The 25722-nt window shown below is 47.2% G+C and carries 23 protein-coding genes; 16 read left to right on the top strand and 7 right to left on the bottom strand.

Annotation, left to right across the window (positions count from 1 at the left end; all coding sequences use genetic code 11):
- Window positions 1-74 precede the first annotated feature (74 nt).
- The 4 genes from ACE3K2_RS04550 (at window position 75) to ACE3K2_RS04535 (ending at window position 4524) form a co-directional block, all read left to right on the top strand.
- Window positions 75-1148, top strand: a complete 1074-nt coding sequence (locus tag ACE3K2_RS04550; RefSeq protein WP_421887246.1) for an AI-2E family transporter — start codon at window positions 75-77, stop codon at window positions 1146-1148.
- A gap of 220 nt (window positions 1149-1368) precedes the next feature.
- Window positions 1369-1764, top strand: coding sequence for a GntR family transcriptional regulator (locus ACE3K2_RS04545; protein WP_421887242.1), 396 nt, complete (start codon window positions 1369-1371; stop codon window positions 1762-1764).
- Between the two features lie 23 nt (window positions 1765-1787).
- Window positions 1788-2888, top strand: a complete 1101-nt coding sequence (locus tag ACE3K2_RS04540) for a DUF1648 domain-containing protein (protein WP_421887239.1) — start codon at window positions 1788-1790, stop codon at window positions 2886-2888.
- A gap of 52 nt (window positions 2889-2940) precedes the next feature.
- The gene (locus tag ACE3K2_RS04535; protein WP_421887236.1) at window positions 2941-4524 is read left to right on the top strand and encodes an alpha/beta fold hydrolase; all 1584 of its coding nucleotides are present in this window, start codon (window positions 2941-2943) and stop codon (window positions 4522-4524) included.
- A gap of 93 nt (window positions 4525-4617) precedes the next feature.
- On the opposite strand, the gene ACE3K2_RS04530 is transcribed toward ACE3K2_RS04535, so the two are convergent.
- Window positions 4618-5976: a hemolysin family protein gene (locus ACE3K2_RS04530; RefSeq protein ID WP_421887233.1), complete on the bottom strand. Its 1359-nt coding sequence runs from the start codon at window positions 5974-5976 to the stop codon at window positions 4618-4620.
- Between the two features lie 375 nt (window positions 5977-6351).
- On the opposite strand from ACE3K2_RS04530, the gene cls reads away from it, so the two are divergent.
- Together cls and ACE3K2_RS04520 are read left to right on the top strand one after the other, a co-directional pair.
- On the top strand, window positions 6352-7791 hold the full coding sequence (gene cls, locus ACE3K2_RS04525) for a cardiolipin synthase (protein WP_421887230.1): 1440 nt from the start codon (window positions 6352-6354) through the stop codon (window positions 7789-7791).
- 347 nt (window positions 7792-8138) lie between these two features.
- Window positions 8139-9050, top strand: a complete 912-nt coding sequence (locus ACE3K2_RS04520) for a YitT family protein (RefSeq protein WP_036668942.1) — start codon at window positions 8139-8141, stop codon at window positions 9048-9050.
- Between the two features lie 57 nt (window positions 9051-9107).
- On the opposite strand, the gene ligD is transcribed toward ACE3K2_RS04520, so the two are convergent.
- From ligD to ACE3K2_RS04495, 5 genes are all read right to left on the bottom strand, one after another.
- The gene (gene ligD, locus ACE3K2_RS04515) at window positions 9108-9998 is read right to left on the bottom strand and encodes a non-homologous end-joining DNA ligase (RefSeq protein WP_421887227.1); all 891 of its coding nucleotides are present in this window, start codon (window positions 9996-9998) and stop codon (window positions 9108-9110) included.
- Between the two features lie 34 nt (window positions 9999-10032).
- The gene (locus tag ACE3K2_RS04510; RefSeq protein WP_421887224.1) at window positions 10033-10986 is read right to left on the bottom strand and encodes an RNA ligase family protein; all 954 of its coding nucleotides are present in this window, start codon (window positions 10984-10986) and stop codon (window positions 10033-10035) included.
- Between the two features lie 38 nt (window positions 10987-11024).
- A complete protein-coding gene (locus ACE3K2_RS04505) occupies window positions 11025-12137 on the bottom strand; it encodes a GerAB/ArcD/ProY family transporter (protein ID WP_421887221.1) in 1113 nt (370 codons plus the stop codon).
- A 181-nt stretch (window positions 12138-12318) separates the two neighbouring features.
- Entirely contained in the window at window positions 12319-13188 is an 870-nt protein-coding gene (locus ACE3K2_RS04500; protein ID WP_421887218.1) for a VOC family protein, read from the bottom strand.
- Window positions 13189-13510: 322 nt separating this feature from the next.
- Complete coding sequence (locus tag ACE3K2_RS04495) at window positions 13511-14422, bottom strand: Ku protein (protein WP_339303618.1); 912 nt, start codon at window positions 14420-14422, stop codon at window positions 13511-13513.
- A gap of 257 nt (window positions 14423-14679) precedes the next feature.
- On the opposite strand from ACE3K2_RS04495, the gene ACE3K2_RS04490 reads away from it, so the two are divergent.
- The 7 genes from ACE3K2_RS04490 (at window position 14680) to ACE3K2_RS04460 (ending at window position 21020) form a co-directional block, all read left to right on the top strand.
- Entirely contained in the window at window positions 14680-14976 is a 297-nt protein-coding gene (locus ACE3K2_RS04490) for a hypothetical protein (protein WP_338592010.1), read from the top strand.
- Window positions 14977-14980: 4 nt separating this feature from the next.
- Window positions 14981-15157 carry an H-type small acid-soluble spore protein gene (locus ACE3K2_RS04485; protein ID WP_026081228.1) on the top strand — a complete coding sequence of 59 codons (177 nt, stop codon included), beginning with the start codon at window positions 14981-14983 and terminating at the stop codon, window positions 15155-15157.
- 190 nt (window positions 15158-15347) lie between these two features.
- On the top strand, window positions 15348-15830 hold the full coding sequence (gene tsaE / locus ACE3K2_RS04480) for a tRNA (adenosine(37)-N6)-threonylcarbamoyltransferase complex ATPase subunit type 1 TsaE (RefSeq protein WP_017690089.1): 483 nt from the start codon (window positions 15348-15350) through the stop codon (window positions 15828-15830).
- A 2-nt stretch (window positions 15831-15832) separates the two neighbouring features.
- Entirely contained in the window at window positions 15833-16681 is an 849-nt protein-coding gene (gene tsaB / locus ACE3K2_RS04475; protein WP_421888336.1) for a tRNA (adenosine(37)-N6)-threonylcarbamoyltransferase complex dimerization subunit type 1 TsaB, read from the top strand.
- A gap of 17 nt (window positions 16682-16698) precedes the next feature.
- The gene (gene rimI, locus ACE3K2_RS04470; RefSeq protein ID WP_421887214.1) at window positions 16699-17220 is read left to right on the top strand and encodes a ribosomal protein S18-alanine N-acetyltransferase; all 522 of its coding nucleotides are present in this window, start codon (window positions 16699-16701) and stop codon (window positions 17218-17220) included.
- Window positions 17217-18272, top strand: coding sequence for a tRNA (adenosine(37)-N6)-threonylcarbamoyltransferase complex transferase subunit TsaD (tsaD, locus tag ACE3K2_RS04465; RefSeq protein WP_421887211.1), 1056 nt, complete (start codon window positions 17217-17219; stop codon window positions 18270-18272). The genes rimI and tsaD overlap by 4 nt, the downstream gene beginning before the upstream one ends.
- Window positions 18273-19463: 1191 nt before the next feature.
- The gene (locus ACE3K2_RS04460) at window positions 19464-21020 is read left to right on the top strand and encodes a 2-isopropylmalate synthase (protein WP_421887208.1); all 1557 of its coding nucleotides are present in this window, start codon (window positions 19464-19466) and stop codon (window positions 21018-21020) included.
- 594 nt (window positions 21021-21614) lie between these two features.
- Here ACE3K2_RS04460 and ACE3K2_RS04455 read toward each other — a convergent pair.
- Complete coding sequence (locus ACE3K2_RS04455; protein ID WP_421887205.1) at window positions 21615-23573, bottom strand: ABC-F family ATP-binding cassette domain-containing protein; 1959 nt, start codon at window positions 23571-23573, stop codon at window positions 21615-21617.
- Between the two features lie 277 nt (window positions 23574-23850).
- Here ACE3K2_RS04455 and ACE3K2_RS04450 point away from each other — a divergent pair, with 277 nt between their 5' ends.
- From ACE3K2_RS04450 to ACE3K2_RS04440, 3 genes are read left to right on the top strand one after another with little or no spacing between them, the layout of a single operon-like run.
- A complete protein-coding gene (locus ACE3K2_RS04450) occupies window positions 23851-24489 on the top strand; it encodes a 5-formyltetrahydrofolate cyclo-ligase (RefSeq protein WP_421887202.1) in 639 nt (212 codons plus the stop codon).
- A gap of 15 nt (window positions 24490-24504) precedes the next feature.
- Window positions 24505-25008, top strand: a complete 504-nt coding sequence (gene moaC / locus ACE3K2_RS04445; RefSeq protein ID WP_421887200.1) for a cyclic pyranopterin monophosphate synthase MoaC — start codon at window positions 24505-24507, stop codon at window positions 25006-25008.
- 37 nt (window positions 25009-25045) lie between these two features.
- Entirely contained in the window at window positions 25046-25531 is a 486-nt protein-coding gene (locus ACE3K2_RS04440; RefSeq protein WP_017690080.1) for a MogA/MoaB family molybdenum cofactor biosynthesis protein, read from the top strand.
- The last annotated feature ends 191 nt before the right edge of the window (window positions 25532-25722 follow it).

The following is a 25722-nucleotide window of genomic DNA, read 5'->3' as shown; positions in this document are numbered from 1 at the left end:
TAAGTAAATGACTAGATATACATATGAACGCCGCAGTCACTTTGGCAGAGCAGCGCATGGAGGGATCACATTTCTTGATTAACAACAAGTTCTACCGCATATGTACAGCAATTATTCTGTTGCTGCTCATTGTGTACCTGGGGGATAAAGTAAACTTTATTTTCAGCCCCCTGACCTCACTAATTCACATTATCATCATTCCGCTGCTGATTGCGGGTTTCTTCTATTATCTGCTGCGACCGCTCGTTGATTATATGGAAAAGCATAAGATTAAGCGTGCATTGTCAGTTCTGATTATTTATGTCGTGACTGCACTGATGATAGCAGGTTTTAGTGTACTGGTATGGCCTTCATTGAGAGAGCAACTGATGAATTTTGTGGAGAATGCTCCAGCGTTGGTTACTTCGCTCAGTGATCAGTTGAATGCACTTGAGAAGAGCAATTTTGTTTCCAGATACCTGCCTGATGATTCCAATGTATTCTCACGAATATCCGATGTTCTGAGCCAAGGGATCACTTCGGTAACTGATTATGTCTCCGGGTTATTCTCCGTGGTATCGAATCTGGTTATTATTCTGGCGACGTTCCCGATTATGCTGTATTACATGCTCAAGGAAGGTAGCAAGTTTGGAACGAATCTGACCTTATTGTTGCCGAGGCATTACCGGAAGGATGGGGAAGAAACCGTCCATGAGATCGATGAAGCACTAAGTAGCTATATTGTTGGCCGGGTCATTGTTAATGTTGCTCTGGGGATTCTGATGTACATCGGTTTTCTTTTCTTAGGTTTGCCTTATGCATTGCTGCTGACGGTTGTATCCATTATTCTGAACTTCATCCCTTATGTGGGTGCTTTGCTGGCAGCTATTCCGGTTGTCATAGTCGCGTTTATCGAATCTCCTTCGATGGCGATCTGGTCCCTGGTTATCATTGTGATCGCACAGCAGATTCAGGATAACCTGATCTCACCTTACGTCTATGGCAAGCAGCTTGATATTCATCCACTGACTACCGTTATCTTGTTGCTGGTGGGTGCTGACCTGGGAAATATCCTGGGGATGATTATCGTTATTCCGCTGTATATGATTCTGAAAATTATAGTTCGCAAAATCCATTATCGGATTGTCGAAGATAAGACTGAACTTTAAATGGAATCTGAAATACCACTCTGTCATGTAATACCACTCACATTTTCACGAATCACATAGATAAGCTCAACAGGATATGCCGCATATCCATGGTGAAGGGTCAGATAAGTTTGCCCTCGCGATGGATGTGCGGCTTTATTTTTATTTTCATTTTTATTGCTCACTTATGTTATAGCTGTTATACTTGATATATAACAGATAACAAAAAGAAGGTGAACCCTTGATTATTCAACTGGATATGCAATCCGAACTTCCCATCTATTCGCAACTTGTTTATCAAATTATTGAAGGCATTGCTAGTGGCGAGTTACAGCTAGGTGAGGCGTTACCTTCGGTTCGGAATTTGGCCGCAGATATTGGTGTTAATCTTCATACGGTCAACAAGGCTTATACACTACTCAAGCAAGATGGATACATTCTAGTTCATAGACAAAAGGGAGTTGTGGTGAACCCTGATGGAATGCCTGAGCTAACGGATGATTTTTTGAAAAAGCAACAAAGAGAATTAAGACCGATTATTGCCGAAGCGATCTGTCGCGGAATGACCAAAGAGGAACTATCTGCGATGTTAGCCCAAATGTATGATGATGTGAAGATGGGTTACAACAAAGAATAAAGAATCGAGGGAGTGTGTTATGTATGCAACTATTTAGTATATTACCTATCATTTTAATCTTTGCTCCATTAGCCGTACTTCTATCTTTTGCACCTTATGTGACAAGGGAAACAATCAGCTTTGGGGTTACGGTAAGTCAATATAATTACTACACATCCGTCTTACGTAAGCTACGGAGAACGTTTGCTATAGTAAGTCTGATCGGAAACGGGATGGTTATTCTTGCCTGTCTGTATTTACTCCGATCTGCCAATGAAGAGTCTACCGCAATGATCACCGGTGTTTGCACAGTGCTGTTCATTGTATACTGGGTAGCACTACACATCTTATTTCATTTCAAGATGAAAAAGATAAAAGGAACACTTGCAACTGTAGATGCACCTCAACGGGTTAAAATCGATACCACCTTCCGTCAAAATAAACTCACCTATTCCAACTATTGGTTTCTCATTCACATTGCTATTATCGTAGCCATTGCGATCATTTCAATCCTGAATTACAAGGCACTCCCTAACGTCATTCCAATGAAATATGATCTTCAGGGCAATGTCATTTCCAGTGCGCCTAAAACCTACCTCTCGGTACTGGCTATTAATCTTGTGCAGCTAGGCATCATTGCACTTATGATATTGGTGAACTGGAGTATCAAAACAAGCAAACAACAGCTTACCGCGTCTAACTCTGCCCAATTTGCTGCTGAAAATATTCAATTCCGCCGTAAATGGTCCCTATTTACGATCATAACGGGGTTACTTCTTACTATTTTATTTGCCTTCATTCAGATGAATATGTTCGTCTCGAATCTCGTCTTGTTAAAAGGTATTATCTTCATTACCCCTGTGCTGATCTTGTTAGGCGCGGTAGGGCTGTCTCTCACAGGCAGACAAGGCGGTGGGAAAATTCGGAATCATCAAGAGGATCGTGAACGATCCAAGGAGCAGCCTGTGAATGACGATGAACATTGGAAGCTTGGTTTTATTTACTTCAATGCCAATGATCCTTCTTTTACCGTAGAAAAGCGTTATGGAATAGGCTGGACAATTAACTTCGCTCGTCCCCTATCTTGGGTCCTGTTGTTATTCATCATGGCTATTGTTGTTATTAGCAGAGTTCTGAGCCAATAAATGCTCATAGATCTATGCATAACATAAAAAATGATTAGGAGGAGTTATTACAATGAACAATTGGAAGAAGTTATTACTTTCTCTTACGTTCGTAGGTCTGATCCTTCCGGTGACATCCATCTCAGAAGCTGCTGAAAAATCCGCTGGTCATGAAAATCCAGTTCCTATTCGTGAGATTGCAGAAAAGAATGGGGCAGAGGTATCTTGGCAACAAAAAACAGGTGAAATTACAATACGAAAAAATGAGCTTACGATTGTAGTTAAGGTAGGAGAGAAACAGGCGATGGTGAATGGGCAAGCCATATCCTTAGATAATCCTGTTCAGTTAACGAAAGGAGTTACCTTTATGGATGGGGGATTTCTTACCGAGACACTGAAATCAGCACCTGAGGATATATTCATTTCACTTATAAGTAAGGGTGACGGCGAAGAGGCTGCCAAGTATGTTCATTCCTCTGTGAGTGGAGTGTTGTCACCGACGTTGTTGAGTCAGCTATGGGGAGCTTTAGAAGGACAAAATGGCAAAATTACAAGTGAAGCCATAACTAAACACGTAGAAAATAACACAGTGCATCGCAATGTCACCTATACTTTTAAGACAGCGCTTACTCGTTTAAATATTACAGTCAGAATGAATGTTGACGGACTTGTGGATGACTTGTATATTGCTGCCGCTACGCCAGATGTGTATCAAAAACCAAGCTATGACAACCCATCTGCCTATACAGAACAAGACATTACGGTTGGTCAGGGGGATTTGGCTTTACCAGGGACATTAACTTTGCCCAAGGGAGAGGGACCTTTCCCGGTTGTCATTCTGGTACATGGTTCTGGGTCTAGCAATCAAGATGCTGCCATTGGTGGGGCGAAGCCTTTCCGTGATCTTGCGGTAGGGTTGGCTTCACAAGGTGTTGCTGTACTAAGATACGATAAGGTCACGTATGAGCATACCTATAAGGTGGCTTCACAGCCAAAATTCACATTAAAACAAGAGAGCGTAGATCAGGTAAACGATGCAGTCGAATTACTTAAAAAGAATACACATGTTGATTCTACAGCGATTTTTGTGGCTGGACATAGTCAAGGCGGATTTGCAATGCCTTTAATCATTGCTGAGGATAAAGAACATGATATTGCAGGAAGTATTCTGCTTGCTGCACCAAGTAGTAGCTTTGTGGATGTGCTTACCGAGCAGCAGGACGAATTGGTAGATCGGATGGAGAGGCTAGGTTTAGATACGGAGATCATTAAAGAACAAGCTGATTTTTATAAAAATGTGGCTGCGATGGTTAAAGATCCTAAATATTCTGTAGATCATCTTCCTGAGGCGTTTCCACTTCAACCTGCGTATTGGTGGTTTGAGCAGAGAGATTATGTACCTGCAGAACTGGCTAAAACACAAAATTCCCCTATGCTTATTATACAAGGTGAAAATGATGTTCAAGTGTCCATGGATCAATTCCAAACCTGGCAATCGGCTCTGCAAGGTCATTCCAATGTAACGTACAATAGCTATCCAAAGGTAAATCATCTGTTATCCAGCTATGATGGACTTTCGATTGGTCAAGAGTACGCTGAGCCATCCAATGTCTCCAAAGCCATTATCGATGATATTGCGAAGTGGGTATTAAAATAATAAGGAGAAGAGTAACACATTGAGCAAAAAATCATAAACGAGGAGCACTTACCAATATAGGCAAGTGCTCCTCGTTTTACTTATAACGTTACTTTATTTAGACCAATTGGACTCTTTCTCGTCTTCATCGGTATAATCCGACATGGTCAGTGGTTCCTTGGGAATAACAGCGACTTTGTAGAACCGATTCTTGTCTTTTTCCAGCAAAACAAAGATTAGATTCTCGAACTCATATTCTTCCTGTTCGTTCATCTCGGGTCGATGACTATAGAGCCATCCACCGATGGTGTCCCACTCATCTGCATCCAGGCTGGACATAAACATGTCGTTCACCTTCGATAAGGAAACCTTGCCATCCATAATGACATAATTCTCATTGATGACTTGGATATCTTCCACTTCGTCTGCGTCGAACTCGTCGCGGATCTCGCCAACAATCTGCTCAAGCACATCCTCAATGGTTACAATTCCGGAAGTTCCGCCATATTCGTCGACAAGGACGGCGATATGTACGCCATCCTTCTGCATTTTCTTGAGCAAGTCCTTCACAGGAGTTGTTTCGTGAACAGCGGATACAGGCTGAATCAGGGAAGACAGATCAACAGGTTCATCGTTTCCGTAAAGTTCCAGGAAGAATTGCTTCGTATTAATGATTCCGATGATATCGTCTTTACTCTCATTAACTACCGGAAAACGGGTATATTGTTCTTCACGAATGATCTCCAGGTTTTCCTCATTTGTTCTATTCACATAAAGGCAGACCATATCGGTCCGGGGTACCATGATTTCTTTGGCTAACATCTCATCAAAAGCAAAGATCCGGCTTACATAACCGAACTCAGCTTGGTTGATTTTACCACTTTCAAAGCTTTCATTAATAATGATCTGCAACTCTTCTTCAGAGTGTGCATCTTCATGTTCAGAAGCAGGTTTGATTCCGAACAGTTTCACCAGTTGGTTCGCTGAGCCGTTTAACAGCCAGATAAAAGGATACATAATTCGGTTAAACCAGATGATAGGTGTAGACGTCAGCAGTGCAACAGTCTCGGCTTTCCGGATTGCAATCGTTTTTGGAGCGAGTTCACCAACCACAACATGCAGATACGTGATGGAAGCAAACGCGATAACAAACGATAAGAATGAAGAAACCGCCTCAGGAATTTGCAAGCTTGCGAACACAGGGTGGAGAATCTTCTCTACCGTTGGTTCACCCAGCCAGCCCAGTCCCAGAGATGTGATCGTGATTCCAAGCTGGCAGGCGGACAAATATCCGTCCAGATTGGCAACGGCTTGTTTAACAGCCAGCGCACGCTTGTTTCCTTCTGCAATCATTTGGTCGATCCGACTTGGCCGAACCCGTACCAGAGCGAACTCCACTGCAACAAAAAACGCCGAAAGTCCTATCAAAAACGCAACCAATATTAAATTTAACGCATACCTCTCACTGTCCATTCACTACTGTTCTCCTTTAAGTAATAAGTTTTTAACGAGTATTATATCTAATTTTACGTAAGAAGACCACCTTATCATGAAGAAAAGAGGAAGAGTCTGGAAGTGAGAATGAGCAGATTGGCGTCACAATGCGGTTCTGCTTCATGATAAATCTGATATGTAGAAGGGGACACAGTCAGAATATACAACCAATGCACAAAAATTCGGATTCCCAGAATCAAGTATTCTGTCTGCTTATGTAAAGTTTTATCTAAGCAAACGTTACGAACAGGGGCTACATTGGGTATCTATGATTAGCTGTAAGCTTAATCGTCAAAGCTGTGTAAGTGAGAGAACGGCAAGTTCATGAAGCTTGTCATCTGAGGAGGAAGCCGAATGTTCTGGCTGGTCATTATTTTAATCGTATTTATTTTTCAGGCAGCCACGATTCTTTTGCTGGAATTTCGGAATCCAGCCAAAGCTGTGGCTTGGCTGTTTATTTTGTTCTGCGTACCTTTGATTGGTTTTGTAGTGTATTATTTCGTGGCGCAGGATTATAACAAACGAAAAAAACTCCGCAAGGGTGGATCTCGCATCTTCCGTGAAATGAAGGAAAAGATCTGGGAACAAGCCCACATCATTGGAGATGTCGAACAGATGCCGGGCGATCGTTTCAGCCATCAGCATCGATTGTTTAACCTGTTATCCCATCTGTCCGAGAGCCCGATCACGGGTTGCAACCACAGTACGGTACTCACCAATGGGGAAGAGGCATTTGCGGCAATGCTGAGAGAAATGAAAAAAGCAAAGCACCATCTGCATGTGGAATTTTACATTTTCCGTGATGATGTCATCAGCACTATGTTTCAGGATGTCATGATTCGTAAAGCGCAAGAGGGTGTGAAGGTTCGGTTCATCTGCGACGGTCTCGGCAGCCACAAGATGAAAGGGAGCTTTATCCGCAAACTTCAGGAGGCAGGTGTGGAATTCCATTATTTTCTCCCACCGCTAATCGCTACGATTGACCGCAGAGTAAACTACCGCAATCACCGCAAAATTGTTGTTGTGGATGGACAGGTTGGTTTTGTGGGCGGCATTAACGTAGGTGATGATTATCTTGGACAATATCCAGAGGTGGGTTTCTGGCGGGATACACATGTGCAGATTGAGGGAGACGCCGTATACTTTCTGCAAAGTACGTTTCTTAACGACTGGAAATTGGCTGCTGGTGAGCGCATTACCGAACCCCAGCTTTCAAGCTTGTTTCCTCCCCATATATGTAGTGGGGAAGAGCGAATTCAGATCCTGGCTAGTGGACCGGATCAGGACTGGGATGCCATTCAGGAGATGTGTTTTGGGGCCATTTCGGTAGCTTGTGAACGGATTTACATTACCACACCTTATTTTATACCTGATCCTGCACTGTATGAGGCACTCAAAACAGCAGCTGTCAGTGGCGTCGATGTAAGAATTATCATTCCGTATCAATCCGATTCAAGGCTTGTGCATCTGGCGTCACTTTCATATGTGGAGGAACTGTTGCGAGCAGGTGTGCAGTTCTTCCAATATCGTAAAGGGTTTGTACATGCCAAAGTGATGATTGTAGATGAGTTGCTCGCTACAGTTGGAACAGCCAACATGGATATGCGCAGTTTTTTCTGCAATTTCGAGTTGACGGCTGTCCTGTTCGAGTCCTCCGCGATTCAGCGTTTGATCACTGACTTTGAACGTGATCTCGGGGAATGTAGTCAGATCGAAGGAAAGGTATTTCAGAAGCGTTCACGATGGCAAAAAGGCGCAGAAATGCTTTCTCGGATGCTTTCTCCGCTTCTTTAGCCGATTTAGGGCAGATTTCTGAAGATAAGTTCACTTTTTGTGAATTTATCTTCTTTTTGCTAAGTATTTTGCGCAAATTTGATCTTTTATGATATAATAGATATATAAATCATGTCTTGGCGAAGGAGGGAGTCTGCGGGAAAACAGGCTCCCTTTTGCTCTCTTTTGAAAGTGCAAACCGGGATGAATAACATTTTGAATCCATTTTATATCGCCTTTAGATGCTTGCGCTGTATAGCCAGGGTACATATAGAACGCAGTTTGCTGTTTTCCATATGTAGATTCACCCTGAGTATTTAAATGATTTATAAAATGGATTCACACACTGATTTAACGGGGGGGATACCATGTCCAATGTAACGGTGAAAGAACTAACAGCCAAGCAAGCTGACCGCGGGGTCAAAAGCTCGGTGTTTACATTAAAACTGCTGCAACGTATTGTGATGATCCTGATCGGTGCTGCACTAATGGCTGTATCGCTTGAAGTGTTTCTCGTACCGAATGGTGTTATTGATGGTGGGATTACGGGGATTTCAATTATGGTGTCGGAACTTACACATCTGCCACTCGGCGTATTCCTGACCTTGCTCAACTTGCCTTTCCTGATTCTGGGTTACAAGCAGATTGGTAAAACATTTGCGTTATCCACGTTGCTGGGGATCGTCGTCATGTCCATCGGGACTTCGTTATTGCACCATGTTCCTGCATTAACACCAGGGGAGCCTTTGCTCGGAGCTGTATTTGGCGGATTGATCCTGGGTGTGGGTGTTGGACTTGTCATTCGGTCTGGCGGTTCACTGGACGGTACGGAGATTGTGGCCATCCTGCTTAGTGAGAAGTCACCATTGTCTGTAGGACAGATTGTATTGTTCATTAACGTATTTATTTTCGCAGGTGCAGGCTTTGTATTTGGTTGGCCAAATGCCCTGTATTCCATGATTGCTTATTATATTGCAATGAAGATGATTGATATTGTGAATGAAGGGCTTGATCAGTCCAAATCGGTATGGATCATTAGTGAGAAATATCGTGATATCGGTTCAGCCCTGACAGACCGTCTTGGGCGCGGTGTAACTTTCCTGGATGGAGAGGGCGGATTCAGCGGGGACGAGAAAAAGATCATCTTTGTGGTCATCACCCGTTTGGAAGAAGCGAAGCTGAAGACCATCGTTGAAGATTGGGACCCGCAAGCCTTTGTGGCGATCGGTAACATTCATGACGTGAAGGGCGGACGTTTCAAGAAAAAAGGTATCCATTAGCGATTTATATATACGCATGAATGATAATAGCCGACACCCTTGTGATGAGGGAGTCGGCTATTTTTTCTTCAAATGTTTGAGAATGAGCTCTACCGGTTGGGGGTCAACAGCTGCAATTAAATCGCCGGTTTGGTTCAAGCGTTCAATAATGTTCATCAGATGGTAATCCTGGATGGAGACGTTGCTTCTAACCTCATCCCAGGTAAGTGGCGTGGAGACAGTGGCTCCTGCTTTGGCACGTGGTGTATAGGGAGCGGCAAGGGTCTTGCCTCCATAATGCTGAAGATAGTCAAAATAAATACGGTCTCCACGGTCCTTTTTAAGTCGTTCCAGTGTGAATAGATCCGGATGCTTCTGAGTGACATATTTGCCAACAAAATAACCGATATCCCGCAGTTCATCAAAGGTTACACCTTGAATGATCGGAACAATAATCTGAACTCCTGTTGCCCCTGAAGTTTTGGGGATGGACCTCAGACCAAGCGAAGTCAGGGTTTCGCCAACGATGAACGCAGCCTGCATGATCCGGGGCTCATGTTCCTGAGAAGGGTCCAGATCAATCATCCATTCACAGGGTAGATGGCTTCCCACAGCGTGAAGAGAAGGGTGAAATTCAAGGGCAGCCAGATTGCCAAGCCACAACAATTCAGGGAGTCCGCTCATAACGACATAACGGATGCCATCATGTAACTCAGTCCGAACATAATCCGGGACAGGTTCAGGGGCATTCTTTTGATAAAAAAATGTCCCTCCAGCCCCGTGGGGGTACCTTATGGTGGTGAGTAGTCGATTGCTTGTATATGTGAGCAGATACGGAGCCAGAGCGGCCAGCTTTTGCAGATAGATGGCTTTGGTGACACCCGCTTCCGGCCACAACAGCTTGTCCGGATTCGTGATCGTCAGCTCTGTGCCTTCTATGATGATGGTTCCCTGGATCTTGGGGGCCATACGGAACACCTCCTGTACGTAATCAATTGTGAACTTATTCATTCAAGAGCTGGTTCGCCAGGCAATCCTCACGGGTGACATCTGCAAAGGTCTGAATACTGGGATGGCGTAGTGTGCGATGGTGTGTCAGTTCCATATATTGCACTTTGACACCTATTCGTGGTTCCACCCAGGTGGTTTCCGCACTGCGTTCCGGTACATTATGGAACGGTCTGTCCTGTCTAATCAGAGGCTCAACTTGATGGGTGAGTTCACGCCAGGTATCGGAGTTCAGCCTGCCAGTCCCAACATGACCAATATAGACAAAGTTAGGCCCATCGTATACACCGACCGCGACGGCGTTCACAATACCACTCCGGTACGTGACTCCCCCGATCATGGCATATATATCATGCATGATTTTGACCTTCTGCCAACGCTGGTCCTTACCCTGTATTCCATAACTGCTGGTGAGATCCTTACAGACGATGCCTTCCATCTGATGCTGTCTCATGACCGTAAGCAGGGAAGCGGCATCAAGTGTATTGGTGACCTCCTGAACATGGGGAGCGGTGTTAAGAACCTCGTGCAACAGGCGCTGTCGATCCGCCAGCGGCTTATCCGTCACCCATTTTCCTTCATAGAAGAGGATATCAAATACCATATACGTGACCGGATTCTGATGTATGGCTTGGGCGATGCCTTCGGGTCTGCTCATGCGATCCCGCCGCAGAACATGATAAAACGAAGGTTTTCCCGTGTCCGGGTCCAGCGCGATCACTTCTCCATCCAGGATATAGGAGGAGCCTGAACATAAATTGCGTGGTGTCACCAACTCGGGATACTGTGCGGTTCGATCATGTAATCTGCGATTGACCAAACGCAGTTCATGCCCGTCCTCATAGGCAAGCATGCGGACTCCATCCCACTTGACCTGGGCAATCCATTGCGGTCCTGTGGGCAGGGTATCCCTGGAGATGGGTTCAAACGGAATCAACGGTTTGAACATGGGGGAACTCCTTTCTCTCCCTAACCAGACGATGCAGGTTAATTCGGAATTTTGTTATATTTTTGAAATCGGGACTTCATATGATGCACCAGAATGAGCAGTAACGGAAGCGCTATGCCACAGGTCAGATCCCAATCAATCCAATAGGGAATGATGACCTTGAGATAAAAGGTCTCGTTCGGAGCGATGAGTATAGACATGGCAAGAATAAGCATGGAACCCGGCAGAATCAGAGAACGGTGGCTGGACAGGCGACACAGGTTGGCGAGACCCAGGACAAAACTGTAGAAGAACAGAGCGGCTTTGAAGAAAACAGCGATAATCCAGACCGATGCCATGAAGGCTTCGATGCGTTGCAAAAAATTACCGATATTGATCTTCTGTGAAAGGTTGAATGAGGCGAACCAATGATGCTGGGTCATCGATGGTCCCATGACGAGCAGACACATACTTAGCGTCATTGTGAGTAACAATCCCCCAATCATACCTGCTAACAGAATGTCTTTTTCCAGATGCGGCTCATTTTTGGTGTAGGGGAAGAGCATCATGAAGATACATAGTTCACAGTAGGGATATGTGAGTACAGCGAAAAAACCTTTAAGCGGATCGAGAAACCCCTGCGCTAGTACAGGTTGGATGTTAGCTAATTGTATATGGGGGATTAGACACCCCGTCAGAATAAGCAGAAATAACACGATCAGAGGGAGAAAGACCTCAGCACTTCTGCCCATGCTCTCCAGACCCGACAGAAGCCCCCACACAAGCGCACACATGAAAACCAAATGCAGAATCAGTAATGGGGATTCCGGCAAGATCTGGGTAGACATAAAATCGCCAATCTCCCTAATGAACGTTGAGGTGCTGATCAGGAAATAAAAAATATAAAAAGACCCAAACAAGGTCCCGATCCAGGGTCCCAATGTCTGAAGGGCGTTTTGAATTAGATTCAACCGAGGATGCAGTTTGTAGGCAAAAAGCATAATGAGTAGTATGCCAAGGCCCCCTGCAACTCCCAACAAGGCTGATAACCAGGCATCCTGATGGGCGTAGGATGTGATCATGGAAGGGAAGAACAGAATCTGCTCCCCAATCGTGCACAGGAACAGGAGTGAAGCGAGCTGTCTAACAGTTAAAAGTCCCTTTTCGATCATGAGGTATCTCCTTAACATATCTTGTCTATGTACTGGTTAGAATGCACCAATTGTGCCAGTTTTATAAAAGCCAACTCAAAAAGCCCATGCAGCCGATCTCTCATTGATGTAGAGAAATCAGTTACACGGGCTTAATAAAATGTGGTTAAGCAGATCTATTGTAACGCCTAAACAAACAAAATCAGTTAGCAGTTGTCAGACGTATACGAATATTCTGAGGATCGACGGTAAACCAAGTATCTTCGACTTGTGTAACAACTGCACCGGATTGACGCAATTGTTCAAGTGCCTGATCCAAGTTATCTTTTGTAGCATACACAATGGTGAAGTAGTCAATTCCTGTAGCGTTATCCGGATTGACAGGTGCATTCACTCCTGCCCAGATATTGAGTCCCAGATGATGATGATAACCGCCTGCGGATACAAATAATGCTGACATGTTGGCGAAGTTACCGACGATATCAAAACCGAGTATGCCGGTGTAGAAGTTGCGGGCTTCTTCCAGGCTGCGGACGTGGAAATGTACGTGACCAATAACGGTGCCAGCAGGAAGACCCTGCCAAGGTTCATTCTCCGATATGGCAAACAGGCTTTCCACATCAACCGGATCACTTGCCATCACGTAGTTATTGTCACTATCCCGTTTCCAGGTATCACGTGCACGGTCAGCATAGATCTCAATTCCGTTCTGATCGGGATCGGAGATATAGAAGGCTTCGCTGACCAAGTGATCGCCTTGGCCGATATCGATACCGGATGCTGCCAGATTACGAAGAGCAAGACCCAGGGACTTACGGTCAGGCAGCAGGATGGCGAAATGATACAAGCCAGCGTGTGAGCGTTCCGGCAGGGTAATTCCATCCGTCAGCTCTTCCAATCGCAGCAGGGACTGTTTCCCGTCGGCTGTCAACGTAGCCACTTTGCCACTCCGCTCCAGTAATTTCAATCCAACCACATCGGTATAGAACTTAATCGAACGGTCCAGGTTCATAATTCGGAGACTCACTTCTCCCAGATGGGTTGTAGCAGGGATCTGATACGTTGTATTCATAATTGTTTCCTCCTGATAATAGATGATATGGGTTCTCGTTTGATTGTGTATATGCGTTGAAAACGGATTATTGAATTGCATGAGGTTGAAGCAGAAGTGCAAGGTGACTGTATATTCATAAATAAGTTACTTTTCATAAGTTAATATAAAATATAAATCAACTTTCGTCAAATGTATTTTGCAATTATAGCTGGAGTTTTATTGACAAAACTGTTTCCAAAGTTCTGTAAAACAAAAAAATCCGACTGTGAAGCCGGATTGGGAGTAAACATCATGACATGGGTATATAACGGAATTGGTCTTGTCTTAGCCATAGCGACATTCAAACTTTTGGTTTGGGTGTCGCCTTTTTTCTTTTGGCTGGTGCAGGTGTATCGGATTCTCCTCCGGCAACCGCTTGAGCAGGCGTTTTTCTCGGTGCACGTTTCTTCGGCTTGGCCGTTGTTGTCCCAGGGTCAGCCGGAATAGGTTTCACGGCCTCGATACTTGCCTGCAGGGCAGCCATCAAGTCCATTACATTGGCTTCAGGTTTGGCTGGAGCAATCTTGATTTCTTCGCCTGCCACTTTGTGCTGAATGAGATCCAGCAATTTGCTGCGGTAGTCATCGGTGTATTTGCTCGGCTCAAAAGGTGTGGACAATTGATCAATCAATAGCTTGGCCATCGTAAGTTCCTTCTCATTCACGTTTTGCACTTCCGGCAAGTTGGGCACTTGGGAGACAGGACGAATCTCGTCCGGATAGAAAATCGTCTCCATGGAGAGGCAATCTTCCAGCACGCGTATGGCAGCCAGGCTGCTCTTGGAGCGGATGGAGATTTTGGCGATTCCAATTTTGCCGGTATCCCGCATCGCGTTCATCAACAGCTGGTAGGCATTCCCTCCAGCCTGATCGGGCGAAAGGTAATACGTTTTCTGAAAATAAATCGGATCAATCTCAGTCAAATCAACAAAATCCAGTATGGTGATGGTTTTGCCGGTGGAATCATTCAATGCTTCCAATTCATCTTTCTCGAAGAGTACGAACTTTCCCTTTTCATATTCATAGCCTTTGGTGATCTCTTCCCACTTGACGTCCACTTCACAGGATGGACATTGACGAACATAAGCGAGCGGGCTGCCGCAGACTTTATGGATATAACGCATGGAGATGTCTTTGTCTTCGGTAGCCGAGAACATTTTGACAGGTACATGCACAAGGCCAAAACTGATTGCACCTTTCCAGACGGTATGCATAGATCGGCTCCTTTCGAAAATTCTTTTTAGAGGTTGTTCAAAAATCCTCTTGGTACTGAAAACCGGACTTTTTGAACACGGATGTATATTCAATAGTATGGGCATCTGGCGCAGGGGATAATCGTCTTATGGACGAACGAATTCGTATGGTTCGGCGAGACTCGGGGATGATAACAGAAACATGCTTGAATTCCGAGAGGAAGATGGGCATGGGATAGATAGTTATTCTCGCAGAACATATGCCGGGAGGTGCAATATTGAAGAACAGACGTGATGAGGAAGAAGCACACAAGCATGCATTTTCTCCGTATCCTCTTGGGGAAGCCGAAAGCGCTGAAGAATTTTATACACCAGCAACAGATGTGAATTGGGAAGCGGTCACTTCTGAAGAATTGCCCCTTGATCGGGAGTCCTTCATGCTTGACATTGACCGGATGGTGAATGAAGGGTTAGGCGGGGGGCAGGTTACGGAAGATAACGGTTATATTGGTGAAAGTACAACAGATAGCATGGTTCGAGAATCACATGATGATCCGGAAGGGGAGTATGAATAAGATGATGGATGCAAAGCGCGCCAAAGCGATCTATGATTCCAAGGATACCATTGCCGTTACGCTGGAGGGAGATCCAGTCTGGATCGAGAATGTGGATGAAGCGAATGGCATGGCGACCGTTCAGGTTGGCAGCAGGCCGGGAAATACCCAGACGGTTCGTGTGGATCGTTTGGAGGAATAGATCCAGGTAGTATATCGTTATTGAGGATTCGGTGAATGAATAAAAGCTGAAATATATGCTTGGCACGGCCGGTACCGAGAGGTGCCGGTTTTTGGTTTTGGCTAGGAGTTGTTGCGGGGGAAGAAAGGGACCGATATAATAAGGTTCAAAGTGAACTCAGGCGGCTGGACCGCCAAAGGTGGGGCGAATATTGAATCAGACGCACGAGCAGTGGGTGTATCAATCCCATGGCATTGCAGATACAGAAGCACTTGCTTCCGCACTCGCCAGACAGGCAAACGCCGGCATGGTGATTGCTTTGGATGGTGATTTGGGCGCGGGAAAAACAGCATTTTCACAGAAATTTGCCTGGCATTTGGGTGTGCGTGATGTGGTAAGCAGTCCCACATTCACGCTAATCAAGGAGTACGAAGGGCGCCTGCCTTTATATCACATGGATGTATATCGCATTTCGCTGGAAGAAGCGGATGAGCTTGGACTTGATGAATATTTCTATGGAGCCGGAGTCAGTCTGGTGGAGTGGTCAAGTATCATTCCCGAATTGCTGCCGCAAGAGCACTTGCATGTGCAGATTGAAACAACGGGCCTGGAGGATCGAACGATTACACTGGATGGGTACGGCGAGACTTATGCAGCCATGTGCCGACAGTTCAGACAGAATGGGGTCAAATGATGATGGAAGATTTACAAAAAGAGCCGCGTCAGCGGTTTTTGGCGTTGGATACATCCACCGCAGTGATGGCAGCGGCGATGATGGAAGGTCATGCGCTTCTGGAAGAACGCAATGAACGCGCTGAGCGCAACCATTCGGTACACGTTGTACCGGTGATGGAGCAGCTGCTGGCCGCCAGCAGCACACAGCCTGGCCAACTGGATGGCATTGCCGTTGGCGTTGGGCCAGGCTCGTACACGGGCATCCGCATTGCGGTGACCGCGGCGAAGACACTGGCCTGGGCATGGGACATCCCCGTAGCCGGGGTGTCCAGCCTTCAGGCCCTCGCCTGGGGCGGCTGGCACAGCGGCCTTGCCGCCAAGGCGGAAGCTGCGGCAGAGGATGCCGCAGCAGGGGCTGGCGGAACGCCATCCGCGGACCAGGGCAGCACAGCTGCTGCTCCTGTCCACTGGATCGTTCCGCTCGTGGATGCAAGGCGCGGTCAAGCGTGCACCGCGCTGTTTGCCTCCGCCGGGAGCGATGCGCCCCGGCGTCTGGCGCCTGATGCCATCCGCAAGATGGACGGATGGCTGGAATCCCTCGCCGCCCGCATGGCGGAGGCGGCGCCGGAAGAGCGGCCCGCAGCCGTCTGGATCGTCGGCGAGACGGACCCTCATGCTGCGGCAGCGGCGGAGCTTCGCTGCCCCGCAGGAACGGCGCTCCAGCTCGTACCTTATGAGCTGGAAGGCCGCTGGGTTGGGCGCCTAGGCGCCGCCGCGCTGCTTGCAGGTCAGCGAGATGACGTGCATGCGTTGGTGCCGAACTACACCCAGCTTTCTGAAGCGGAAGCCAATCTGCTGCGCAAAAGCTGAAGGGGGAGGGGAAGCAGATGGACAACGTGGCGAATAATAAGCAGGAATCATCGCTTCAGTTCAGGTTCATGACACTCGCGGATATTCCCGATGTGATGGAGATTGAACATGAGGCCTTTACCCTGCCCTGGACGGAAGAAGCATTTCAAAATGAATTGACACACAATCAGTTTGCTAAATATATGGTGATGGAATTGGAAGGCAAGGCCATTGGTTATGCCGGAATGTGGACGATTATGGATGAAGCCCATATTACCAATATTGCAGTCAGAGGCGCGTATCGTGGACGCAAGCTTGGTGAAAAGTTACTGGATGAATTAATGAGTACAGCGGCTTATCTTGGGATGGAACGAATGACGCTGGAGGTCAGAGTTTCGAACAGCATAGCTCAGCGTTTATATCAGAAAAAAGGGTTTGAATCGGCAGGTCTTCGTAAAGGGTATTACTCCGATAATGGGGAAGATGCGATGATTATGTGGGCGAACTTGCCGTCTGCAGGCCGGAGCGGCGAAGAGGAAGGAAGCGTACTGGATTCATGAACGAACTTAATGAAAAAATAAATTCTGCACCATCCTACATTTTGGCGGTGGAGACAAGCTGTGATGAAACATCGGTAGCCGTAGTCAAGGACGGACGGGAAGTGCTGTCCAATCTGATCTCAAGTCAGATCGAGACACACAAGGCGTTCGGTGGTGTAGTCCCTGAAGTGGCTTCGCGCAAACACGTGGAAGTCATTACGTTGATGCTGGAACAGGCGATCGAGCAGTCCGGCATTCGTCCGCGTGATCTGAGTGCGATTGCTGTGACGCAGGGCCCGGGACTCGTAGGGGCATTGCTGGTAGGAATCGTTGCGGCCAAAACGCTGGCGATGGCACTGGGCAAACCACTCATTGGCACACATCATATTGCCGGGCATATCTATGCCAACCGACTTACCCATGAACTGCAATATCCAGCGATGGCATTAGTCGTATCCGGTGGACATACAGAACTCGTGCATATGGAATCCGAGGGCAAGTTCAAACTGATTGGCCGTACGCGAGATGATGCCGTAGGTGAGGCGTATGACAAAGTAGCGCGTGCATTGGGCTGTCCTTATCCGGGAGGTCCGCATGTGGACCGGATGGCGTCTGAAGCGGAGAACGTGGTGCCACTACCACGGGTATGGCTGGAAGCAGGTTCGTATGATTTCAGTCTCAGTGGTCTGAAGTCTGCTGTACTGAATGTGCTCAATCAGGCTAAAATGCGTGGAGAAACCTTGGAGCCATCTGCGGTTGCACGTGGTTTCCAGGAAGCTGTCGTAGAAGTGCTGGTGGAGAAAGCTGTAAGAGCAGTCCGTGAGTATGGTTCAAAACAATTGCTGTTGTGCGGTGGTGTTGCCGCAAACCGGGGATTGCGTTCAGCGCTACAGGAGCGTTGCGCGAAGGAAGGGCTTGAACTGTTAATCCCGCCAATGGAATATTGTACGGATAATGCGGCCATGATTGGAGCGGCTGCGTATCTGAAATGGCAGCGGGGAGAAATGGCTGAATTTGATGCCAAAGCTGATCCTGGACTTTCCCTGGAGGAATGGTCCGTCCACTCCCTATAAACAGGCAGTTTGAGATTAAGAGTTGACAGCCTGGATGTGAAGAATGTATATTAGTTACAAATTTAAACAGGAAGTTATCTTCCTGAATGGATAAACGCGATGAACAGGAACAGTAAGGTCAATCCCGGTCATAGAGAGCTGCGGTATGGTGCAACGCAGTCGAAGGAAACCTGAAACTCACCTGGAAGCGGAACGATGGAACACGGTGACTCCCCGGGAGAATCCGAAGGCCGATTATGGCCCAAAGTACATGGTTACGGGTTGCCTCCGTGAATGGGCCGTTGTCGGATGGATCGTTATGACTAGGATTGGCCGACAATAACTGAGGGGGCTTTCAGGCTGCTTCAAGTGATCCGGATGTACGAAAGCATCCAGGGGTTGTCTTGAATGAACAGGAAGGAAGTCAACAAGAGTGGTACCGCGAAGGTGAACAGCCTGTCGTCTCTTGCATTAATGCATGAGGTGGCAGGCTTTTTTTGATTTTTAAAATAAGGATGAATGTAATTAGGTCATATGATAAATGTGATGAACGGGAGCAGTAGAATGATAAAGCGCTCAGAGAGCTGCGGGGTGGTGCGACGCAGTGGCTTGAGTCATTCGAATCTCGCCCGGGAACGGAGTTGTGGAAGCGTGGGGACGATATCAATCGCCCAGTTGTCCTAAAATGGACAACAACATGTGTTACACAGCAACGGTTAACCCGCGTTATAGGGTGTTTTTCCGAATTCCAGTGATGTTGTGTGTGCACACACATCCAGTGGATTTCGGAGACGACGAGGTGGATGGAGTCCGGCGCAAGCCTGGCCCATCAAGCGAGAGTGGTACCGCGGAGGGGAGAATAACCCGCCGTCTCTTATATGAGATGGCGGGTTATTTGTGTTTGCTGCCGGCAGCAGGGTGGGCATGGGAATGAACCATATGGAGATCGAAAAGTGAGAAGAACAGGGTGTAAGTCGACGTACACCCTGTCACAAGTAAAGCAGGATATGCAACGAACGAGTAATGACATTGAACATCACAGGTATAGGCACTGGACATTCAATAGGCATTAGTGATCACCAAGGACTAAGCTTCAAACGACATACGCGTTTACAAACAAAATATATAACAGCAGTAATGGAGTTCAACAGATGTTCCATCCTCGTGGATCGGAACAAAAAGGATTATAAAATTTGATGGAGGTTGATGAATATGACAACGATTAATAACAAACGCATGATTGAAATTTTTGATACAACGCTGCGCGATGGAGAACAGGCACCGGGAGCGAGTCTGCAACCCGAGCAAAAGATCGAACTGGCACACCAACTGGCTTCTCTGGGTATCGACGTCATTGAGCCTGGATTCCCGATCTCCAGTCCAGGTGAGTTCGCGGCGGTTCAGGCGATTTCGAGACAGTTGCAGAACGTGGAGATCTGTGGATTCGCACGTGCGGTCAAAGGCGATATTGATGCAGCCGTTCAAGCAACGGCGGATGCAGCTCGGCGCCGAATTCACCTGTTTATCTCTTCCTCGGATATTCATATAGAGCATCAGCTGCGCCGTCCGCGCAGTGAAGTGGTGGCTACCGCTCGTGAGATGGTATCTTATGCACGCCAGTTCACGGACATCGTGGAGTTCACAGCCATGGATGCTGCCCGTACCAAAATGGATGATCTGATCGAGATGGTTGAAGTTGCAATTGAAGCAGGGGCCAGCATTATCAACCTGCCGGATACCGTGGGTTATGCTCTGCCACATGAGTATGGTGAGATGTTCCGCCGGGTACGTGAGGGTGCAAGAGGCGGCGATAAGGTTCGCTATAGTGCGCACTGTCACAATGACCTGGGCCTGGCTGTAGCCAATAGTTTGGCTGCCATTGCCAATGGGGCTTCACAGATTGAAGTGACGATCAACGGTATCGGAGAACGGACGGGGAACTGTGCACTGGAAGAGCTGATTATGGCGCTGGAGACCCGGGGAGACGTGATTGGGGCAACGAGCAACATCAAGCTGAACCAGCTGTATGAGACTTCTCGTCAGATTAGCCGTGCGATGCATTTCCCGATTGCATACAACAAACCGGTGGTGGGACGTAATGCATTCCAGCATGAATCCGGCATTCACCAGGATGGTCTGCTGAAGAATCGGAATACCTATGAGATTATGGACCCGGAAGCGCTGGGTATCCCGCGCTGCATGATTATTCTGGGCAAACATTCCGGTCGTCACGCCCTGAAGGATCGGGTTCGCAAATACGGTTTTGAGCCGGATGAGCAACAGATGGAGCAATTGTATGAGGTGTTCAAAGAAACCGCAGATCAGCAAAAAGTGGTCAGTGACGACCAGTTATTACAGATGGTTAGCCAGACCATGAATATTCCTGCACAGGATTATGAGCTGGTTGAATTACAGGTGACGGCGGGCAGCATGACGGATCGAATGGCTGCCGTTCGCATTCGCACTAGCGCTGGAGAACAATCCTATTCCGCTGTTGGTGGGGGACCCGTGGATGCAACCATTCGTGCAATTGGTCAGAGCATTTCGGATGATATTGCATTTGTCGATATGGAGATGCATGCCTTGAGTGGGGGAGAAGGGGCAAGCGCGGAGGCTGTAGTTACTGTGGAGCGTGCAGGACGTGAGTTCCGGGGAACGGCAACACATAATGATATTGTCATGGCTGCCGGTTTGGCTTATGTAGCGGCCTGCAATGCTGCGGGGTTGAAGGCAGAGCCTTCCGAACAGCATGAACAAGTTAATGCGTAGATCATCTGTCAGATCGCATTTGTAGCAGTAATAGTAACAATCGCGATTCGATGTAAATTTGCATGGCATATAGGAAGTAAAAAAGGGCAGGCCTTGAACGACAGAGGTCTGCTTTTGTCTTTTTATGGAGGAACAAAGAAGAGGGGGAAATGTATTTGTCAAGGTGTGACTATAGTTATCCACATATCCAGTGAAAATTGTGGGTAACCAGGATAAAGTCAAACCAGTATAGTTTTCGGAAAGAAAAGGATTTAGGGGATAGAATAACTCCTTACTATCCACAAAGTTGTGGATAATGTGCATAACTTAGTGGATAAATATGGTTTTTGTGTGAAAAAGTCTATTCTACCGCTGTATAATTAAGCGTATTAAGGTGCTTGCTATCTTGCTTTGCTGTGGATAAATAAGAGGGGCAGGCATTCGAAAATATTTTTCCTCATTCGAGTAAATTTGACAAAAGCAAAACATGTCCCCCGACCTCCGTATGTTAGAGTTCAATCTCAACAAACAAAAGGCTGATCCCAATAAGGAATCAGCCGGAGGTAAAACTTTACATGTATGGACGCGATCAAGCCGCTGGGGTCTGAGTTCATACTATTCCATAGCTAGCTCTTCCCAATCCTCGTATGCCTTGGTGAGCTCTGCCTTGCGTTCCTCCGATTGTTGCTGGAGTTCTTGCAGCTTCATATAATCCTGATAAATTTCGGGCAGAGCCATCTGCTCCTCAAGCTCTGTAATCTTCGTTTCCAGTTCCGCAATCTGTTGTTCCAGAGCTTCCTGCTTGCGTTGCCGATTACGCTCTTCACGCTTTGCCTGTTTTTCCGCTTCGAAAGAAGCCGCACCGGATTTTTCAGTTGTGGCTGTACTCAGATCGGATTTGGACGAGTTCTTGGATGAAGCCTGACGTGCCTCAGCAGCTTCACGTGCGATGTCCTCAAGCTCCTGTTTTTTCTCCACATAATCATCATAATTTCCAAGATAGTGTTCCGTTCCACCCGGATGAAGCTCAACAATCCGTTCAGCCATTTTGTTGAGGAAATACCGGTCATGGGAGATGAACAGCAGGGTGCCTTCATAATCCATTAATGCAGCTTCCAGCACTTCTTTGGCAAACAGGTCGAGATGGTTCGTAGGCTCATCCAGAATGAGCATGTTGGCTTCCTTCAGCATCAACTTGGAGAGAGAGACACGTGCTTTCTCACCGCCGCTGAGGGAGGAGATTTTCTTGAGCACATCGTCACCGCTGAACAAAAAGTTCCCCAAGACGGTCCGAATCCGTGCTTCCTCCATCCCGGGATAGGCACTCCACAGTTCTTCCAGAACCGTGTTGGACGGATTGAGCCCGGTCTGTTCCTGATCATAATAGCCAATCTGTACTTTTGTTCCCCACTGGATGTCCCCGGTTACCGGACGTAAACTTCCGGTGAGACACTTCAGCATGGTGGATTTACCAATACCGTTTGGACCAATCAGGGCAACGGTTTCCCCGCGCCGCAGATCAAAGGATACATTGCGGAACAATGGAGAAGCCTCGTCATAAGCGACAGACAGCTGATCCACACGAAGCACTTCCTTGCCAGACATCACGGCGGTTTCGAAGGAAAAATGGGCTTTTTTCAAATCGCCCATCGGTTTATCCAGGCGCTCCATTTTGTCGAGGGCCTTGCGGCGGCTTTGAGCCCGTTTGGTCGTTGAGGCACGTACAATATTTTTCTGGACAAAATCCTCCATCTTCGAGATTTCACCCTGTTGTTTCTCGTATTGCTTCATCTGCGTCTCATATTCGGCAGCTTTGAGTTCCATATAACGGCTGTAATTGCCCGTATATTTTTTGGAGCGATGTCGTTCGATCTCTACGATGGTTGTTACGAGCCGATCGAGGAAATACCGGTCATGGGATACGACGAGCAGTGCGCCTGAATATCCTCTCAGATAATCTTCCAACCAAGTAAGGGTGGCGATATCGAGATAGTTGGTAGGCTCGTCCAGCATGAGCAGATCGGGTGCCTGAAGCAAAATGCGAGCAAGCGCAAGGCGTGTCTTCTGCCCGCCGCTCAGCGTAGCGATGGGGGTGTCTGGCGAAAATTCGCCGAATCCCATCCCGTGCAGGACGCTGCGAATGCGGGTTTCCATCTCATAACCGCCATGGTCTTTGAACCAGTCGGAGCGTTTTGCATAACGTTCCAGCAGGTCCGCGTACTTTTTCTCGTCTTCCATCTGGGCAGGGTCGGCAATATCGCGTTCCATCTGACGCAGATCGGCTTCAGCCTGTGTCAGGTGAGCGAACACGTTCATCATTTCTTCCCAGATGGTGCGATCGGATTGCAGCCCGCTGTTCTGGGCCAGGTAACCAAGCGTCGTTTCTTTGGATTTGAAGATCTGTCCTCCGTCATAAGACATTTCACCGGCTACAATTTTGAGCAAAGTGGATTTTCCTGCACCGTTTACACCAACAAGGCCGATGCGCTCGCGTTCTAATATTTGTAAGTTCACGCCGTCCAGGATTGGATCGACACCAAAACGTTTGATAATTCCGGATACTTGCAGCAGCATAAAATTAAGTTCCTCCATAGGTCCAGTTCTTGATATGACAACTATATCCCAGTTTACATGAAATACAGAGCAATTGCACCGATTGGGAACGCATGGGGCATGTAGTCTTTTTGATCAATCAATGATAAACTGAAAGAAGGCATGTTATTACATGAGGATTTTGCAGAAAATGAATCATTTTAACCATTTCAACAAGATGACAACTGGTCATAACATATAAATTGTTTTTAATGAGAGCTTTTTTACCTTCCCTATCAACAGGAGGTTATTCAAGGATATGCAGGATCATGCGGAACTGAAAAGCCAGCTTCGATCCAGACTGAGACAGAGCCGTGATCTGATGGATGAGAGCATACGTCAGCGGGCAATGACTAAGATTAACGCTGGAGCGAAGCGGGAGCTGGAGCGCCTTAGACAGGCCAAGAGGAAGGTCGTGAACAGACCACTCGTTATATTCAGTTATTTGTCCTATGGAAGCGAAGCGTCCACAGCATTTCTGTTTCAAGAGGGCTGGAATCATGGAGATGTGATGTTTGCACCGAAAGTGTTGGCGAATCCACCTCGAATGGAGCTGCGGCGAGTGACCGGAGAACGGGATCTGGAGCCAGGCATATGGGGGATACCAGAACCCAAGGATTCCTGTGAGGTCCTGAAGCCTGAAGATTGGCCGGATATCGATCTCGTATGGGTACCAGGGCTTGGTTATGATCTACATGGAGGGCGCATTGGCTATGGTGGCGGTTATTATGATCGTTTTGCCGAGAAGCTTGCAGCCACATGTGCGATGACGGGCAAGAAACCGTTGATGGCGGCGATGGTATTGCCGGGTCAGCTACAGGAGGAGATCCCGATGGACCTGCTCGATCTGCGAATGGATCTGTTGATAACAACCGAAGGTATATTACATATCGAATAAAGGGTTGTGATGTGATTGAGTTCAGAAGTGAACAACGGCCAGACTTCGGGTGGCAAACTGACCCATTTTAATGAACAGGGGCGGGCCCGGATGGTTGATATTTCGGGTAAGGAAATTACCGTACGTACGGCTGTGGCCGTAACCAAGGTGACGATGAATCCAGATACACTGGAAGCAATTCGGGAGGGTCGAATCGGCAAAGGTGATGTTCTGGCTGTAGCTCAGATTGCCGGAATTCAAGGTGCGAAGAAAACGTCGGACTGGATTCCGATGTGCCATCCGCTGGCACTGACGGGTGTGGATATTCGTTTTCATGATAACGGAGTGGATGAATTACACATTGAAGTTACTGTCAAAACCGAAGGCAAAACGGGTGTTGAGATGGAGGCACTCACGGCTGCCTCGGCTGCAGCACTGACGGTCTATGACATGTGCAAGGCCATGCAAAAAGATATGATTATCGGTCCAACCATGCTGAATTCCAAGAGTGGTGGCAAAAACGGTGATTACAGCCGATAGGCAATATTTATTTTCATAGAGGAGAAGGGTGATCTTTATGGTGTGGAGAACAGCAATCCTGACAGCCAGTGACAAAGGAGCCCGCGGGGAACGTGAGGATACGAGTGCACAAGTCATTCGGGAGCTGGTGGAAGAAGAGCTGGGTGGTCAAATCGTGGAGTACCGTATCGTTCCGGACGAACCCGATGAGATTATTGCGGCTTTGATTGAGATGACGGATTATTTTCACGCCGATCTGGTTCTTACGACCGGTGGCACGGAGCTGGCCATTCGTGATATTACTCCGGAAGCGACCCGGCGCGTGATTGAACGGGAAGTTCCTGGGATGGCAGAGGCCATGCGGTACAGTGTAATGAGCAAAAACCGTTCTGCAATGCTCTTCCGCGGGGTATGTGGCATTCGTGGGCGCACGCTGATTGTCAATCTGCCGGGTACACCAAAGGGTGTGCACGAACATCTGGCTGCCATTATGGATCAGCTTCCGGAAGCGCTGCTGATGGTTACGGGTCAGTTCAAGCAATAAGCGGGTACGGACTGTGGAACAAGATATGCGTTGGGCCATGAACCGTTGTTAGATTATTAGAGTGACAACTCTTATTTGTGAATTTTGCGGGTTATGTAAGTGGTTACATCTATGGTATGATGGGCTTAAATCAAGAACGCAGCAGAGACATCTATGAACATCTGGCCGAGTATGTGCATCTTCGAAGCTTG

Source organism: Paenibacillus sp. (genome assembly GCF_048976745.1).
In the GTDB taxonomy this organism is placed as follows: Bacteria; Bacillota; Bacilli; order Paenibacillales; family Paenibacillaceae; genus Paenibacillus.
This window is presented reverse-complemented; position numbering and strand designations above follow the sequence as displayed.

Bases quoted from the DNA above. Each gene is read 5' to 3' on its own strand.
- ACE3K2_RS04540 (WP_421887239.1), top strand. From the start codon at position 1,788: ATGCAACTATTTAGTATATTACCTATCATTTTAATCTTTGCTCCATTA.
- ACE3K2_RS04535 (WP_421887236.1), top strand. From the start codon at position 2,941: ATGAACAATTGGAAGAAGTTATTACTTTCTCTTACGTTCGTAGGTCTG.
- ACE3K2_RS04530 (WP_421887233.1), bottom strand. From the start codon at position 5,976: ATGGACAGTGAGAGGTATGCGTTAAATTTAATATTGGTTGCGTTTTTG.
- cls (WP_421887230.1), top strand. From the start codon at position 6,352: ATGTTCTGGCTGGTCATTATTTTAATCGTATTTATTTTTCAGGCAGCC.
- ACE3K2_RS04520 (WP_036668942.1), top strand. From the start codon at position 8,139: ATGTCCAATGTAACGGTGAAAGAACTAACAGCCAAGCAAGCTGACCGC.
- ligD (WP_421887227.1), bottom strand. From the start codon at position 9,998: ATGGCCCCCAAGATCCAGGGAACCATCATCATAGAAGGCACAGAGCTG.
- ACE3K2_RS04510 (WP_421887224.1), bottom strand. From the start codon at position 10,986: ATGTTCAAACCGTTGATTCCGTTTGAACCCATCTCCAGGGATACCCTG.
- ACE3K2_RS04505 (WP_421887221.1), bottom strand. From the start codon at position 12,137: ATGATCGAAAAGGGACTTTTAACTGTTAGACAGCTCGCTTCACTCCTG.
- ACE3K2_RS04500 (WP_421887218.1), bottom strand. From the start codon at position 13,188: ATGAATACAACGTATCAGATCCCTGCTACAACCCATCTGGGAGAAGTG.
- ACE3K2_RS04495 (WP_339303618.1), bottom strand. From the start codon at position 14,422: ATGCATACCGTCTGGAAAGGTGCAATCAGTTTTGGCCTTGTGCATGTA.
- ACE3K2_RS04485 (WP_026081228.1), top strand. From the start codon at position 14,981: ATGGATGCAAAGCGCGCCAAAGCGATCTATGATTCCAAGGATACCATT.
- tsaB (WP_421888336.1), top strand. From the start codon at position 15,833: ATGGAAGATTTACAAAAAGAGCCGCGTCAGCGGTTTTTGGCGTTGGAT.
- rimI (WP_421887214.1), top strand. From the start codon at position 16,699: ATGGACAACGTGGCGAATAATAAGCAGGAATCATCGCTTCAGTTCAGG.
- tsaD (WP_421887211.1), top strand. From the start codon at position 17,217: ATGAACGAACTTAATGAAAAAATAAATTCTGCACCATCCTACATTTTG.
- ACE3K2_RS04460 (WP_421887208.1), top strand. From the start codon at position 19,464: ATGACAACGATTAATAACAAACGCATGATTGAAATTTTTGATACAACG.
- ACE3K2_RS04455 (WP_421887205.1), bottom strand. From the start codon at position 23,573: ATGCTGCTGCAAGTATCCGGAATTATCAAACGTTTTGGTGTCGATCCA.
- ACE3K2_RS04450 (WP_421887202.1), top strand. From the start codon at position 23,851: ATGCAGGATCATGCGGAACTGAAAAGCCAGCTTCGATCCAGACTGAGA.
- ACE3K2_RS04440 (WP_017690080.1), top strand. From the start codon at position 25,046: ATGGTGTGGAGAACAGCAATCCTGACAGCCAGTGACAAAGGAGCCCGC.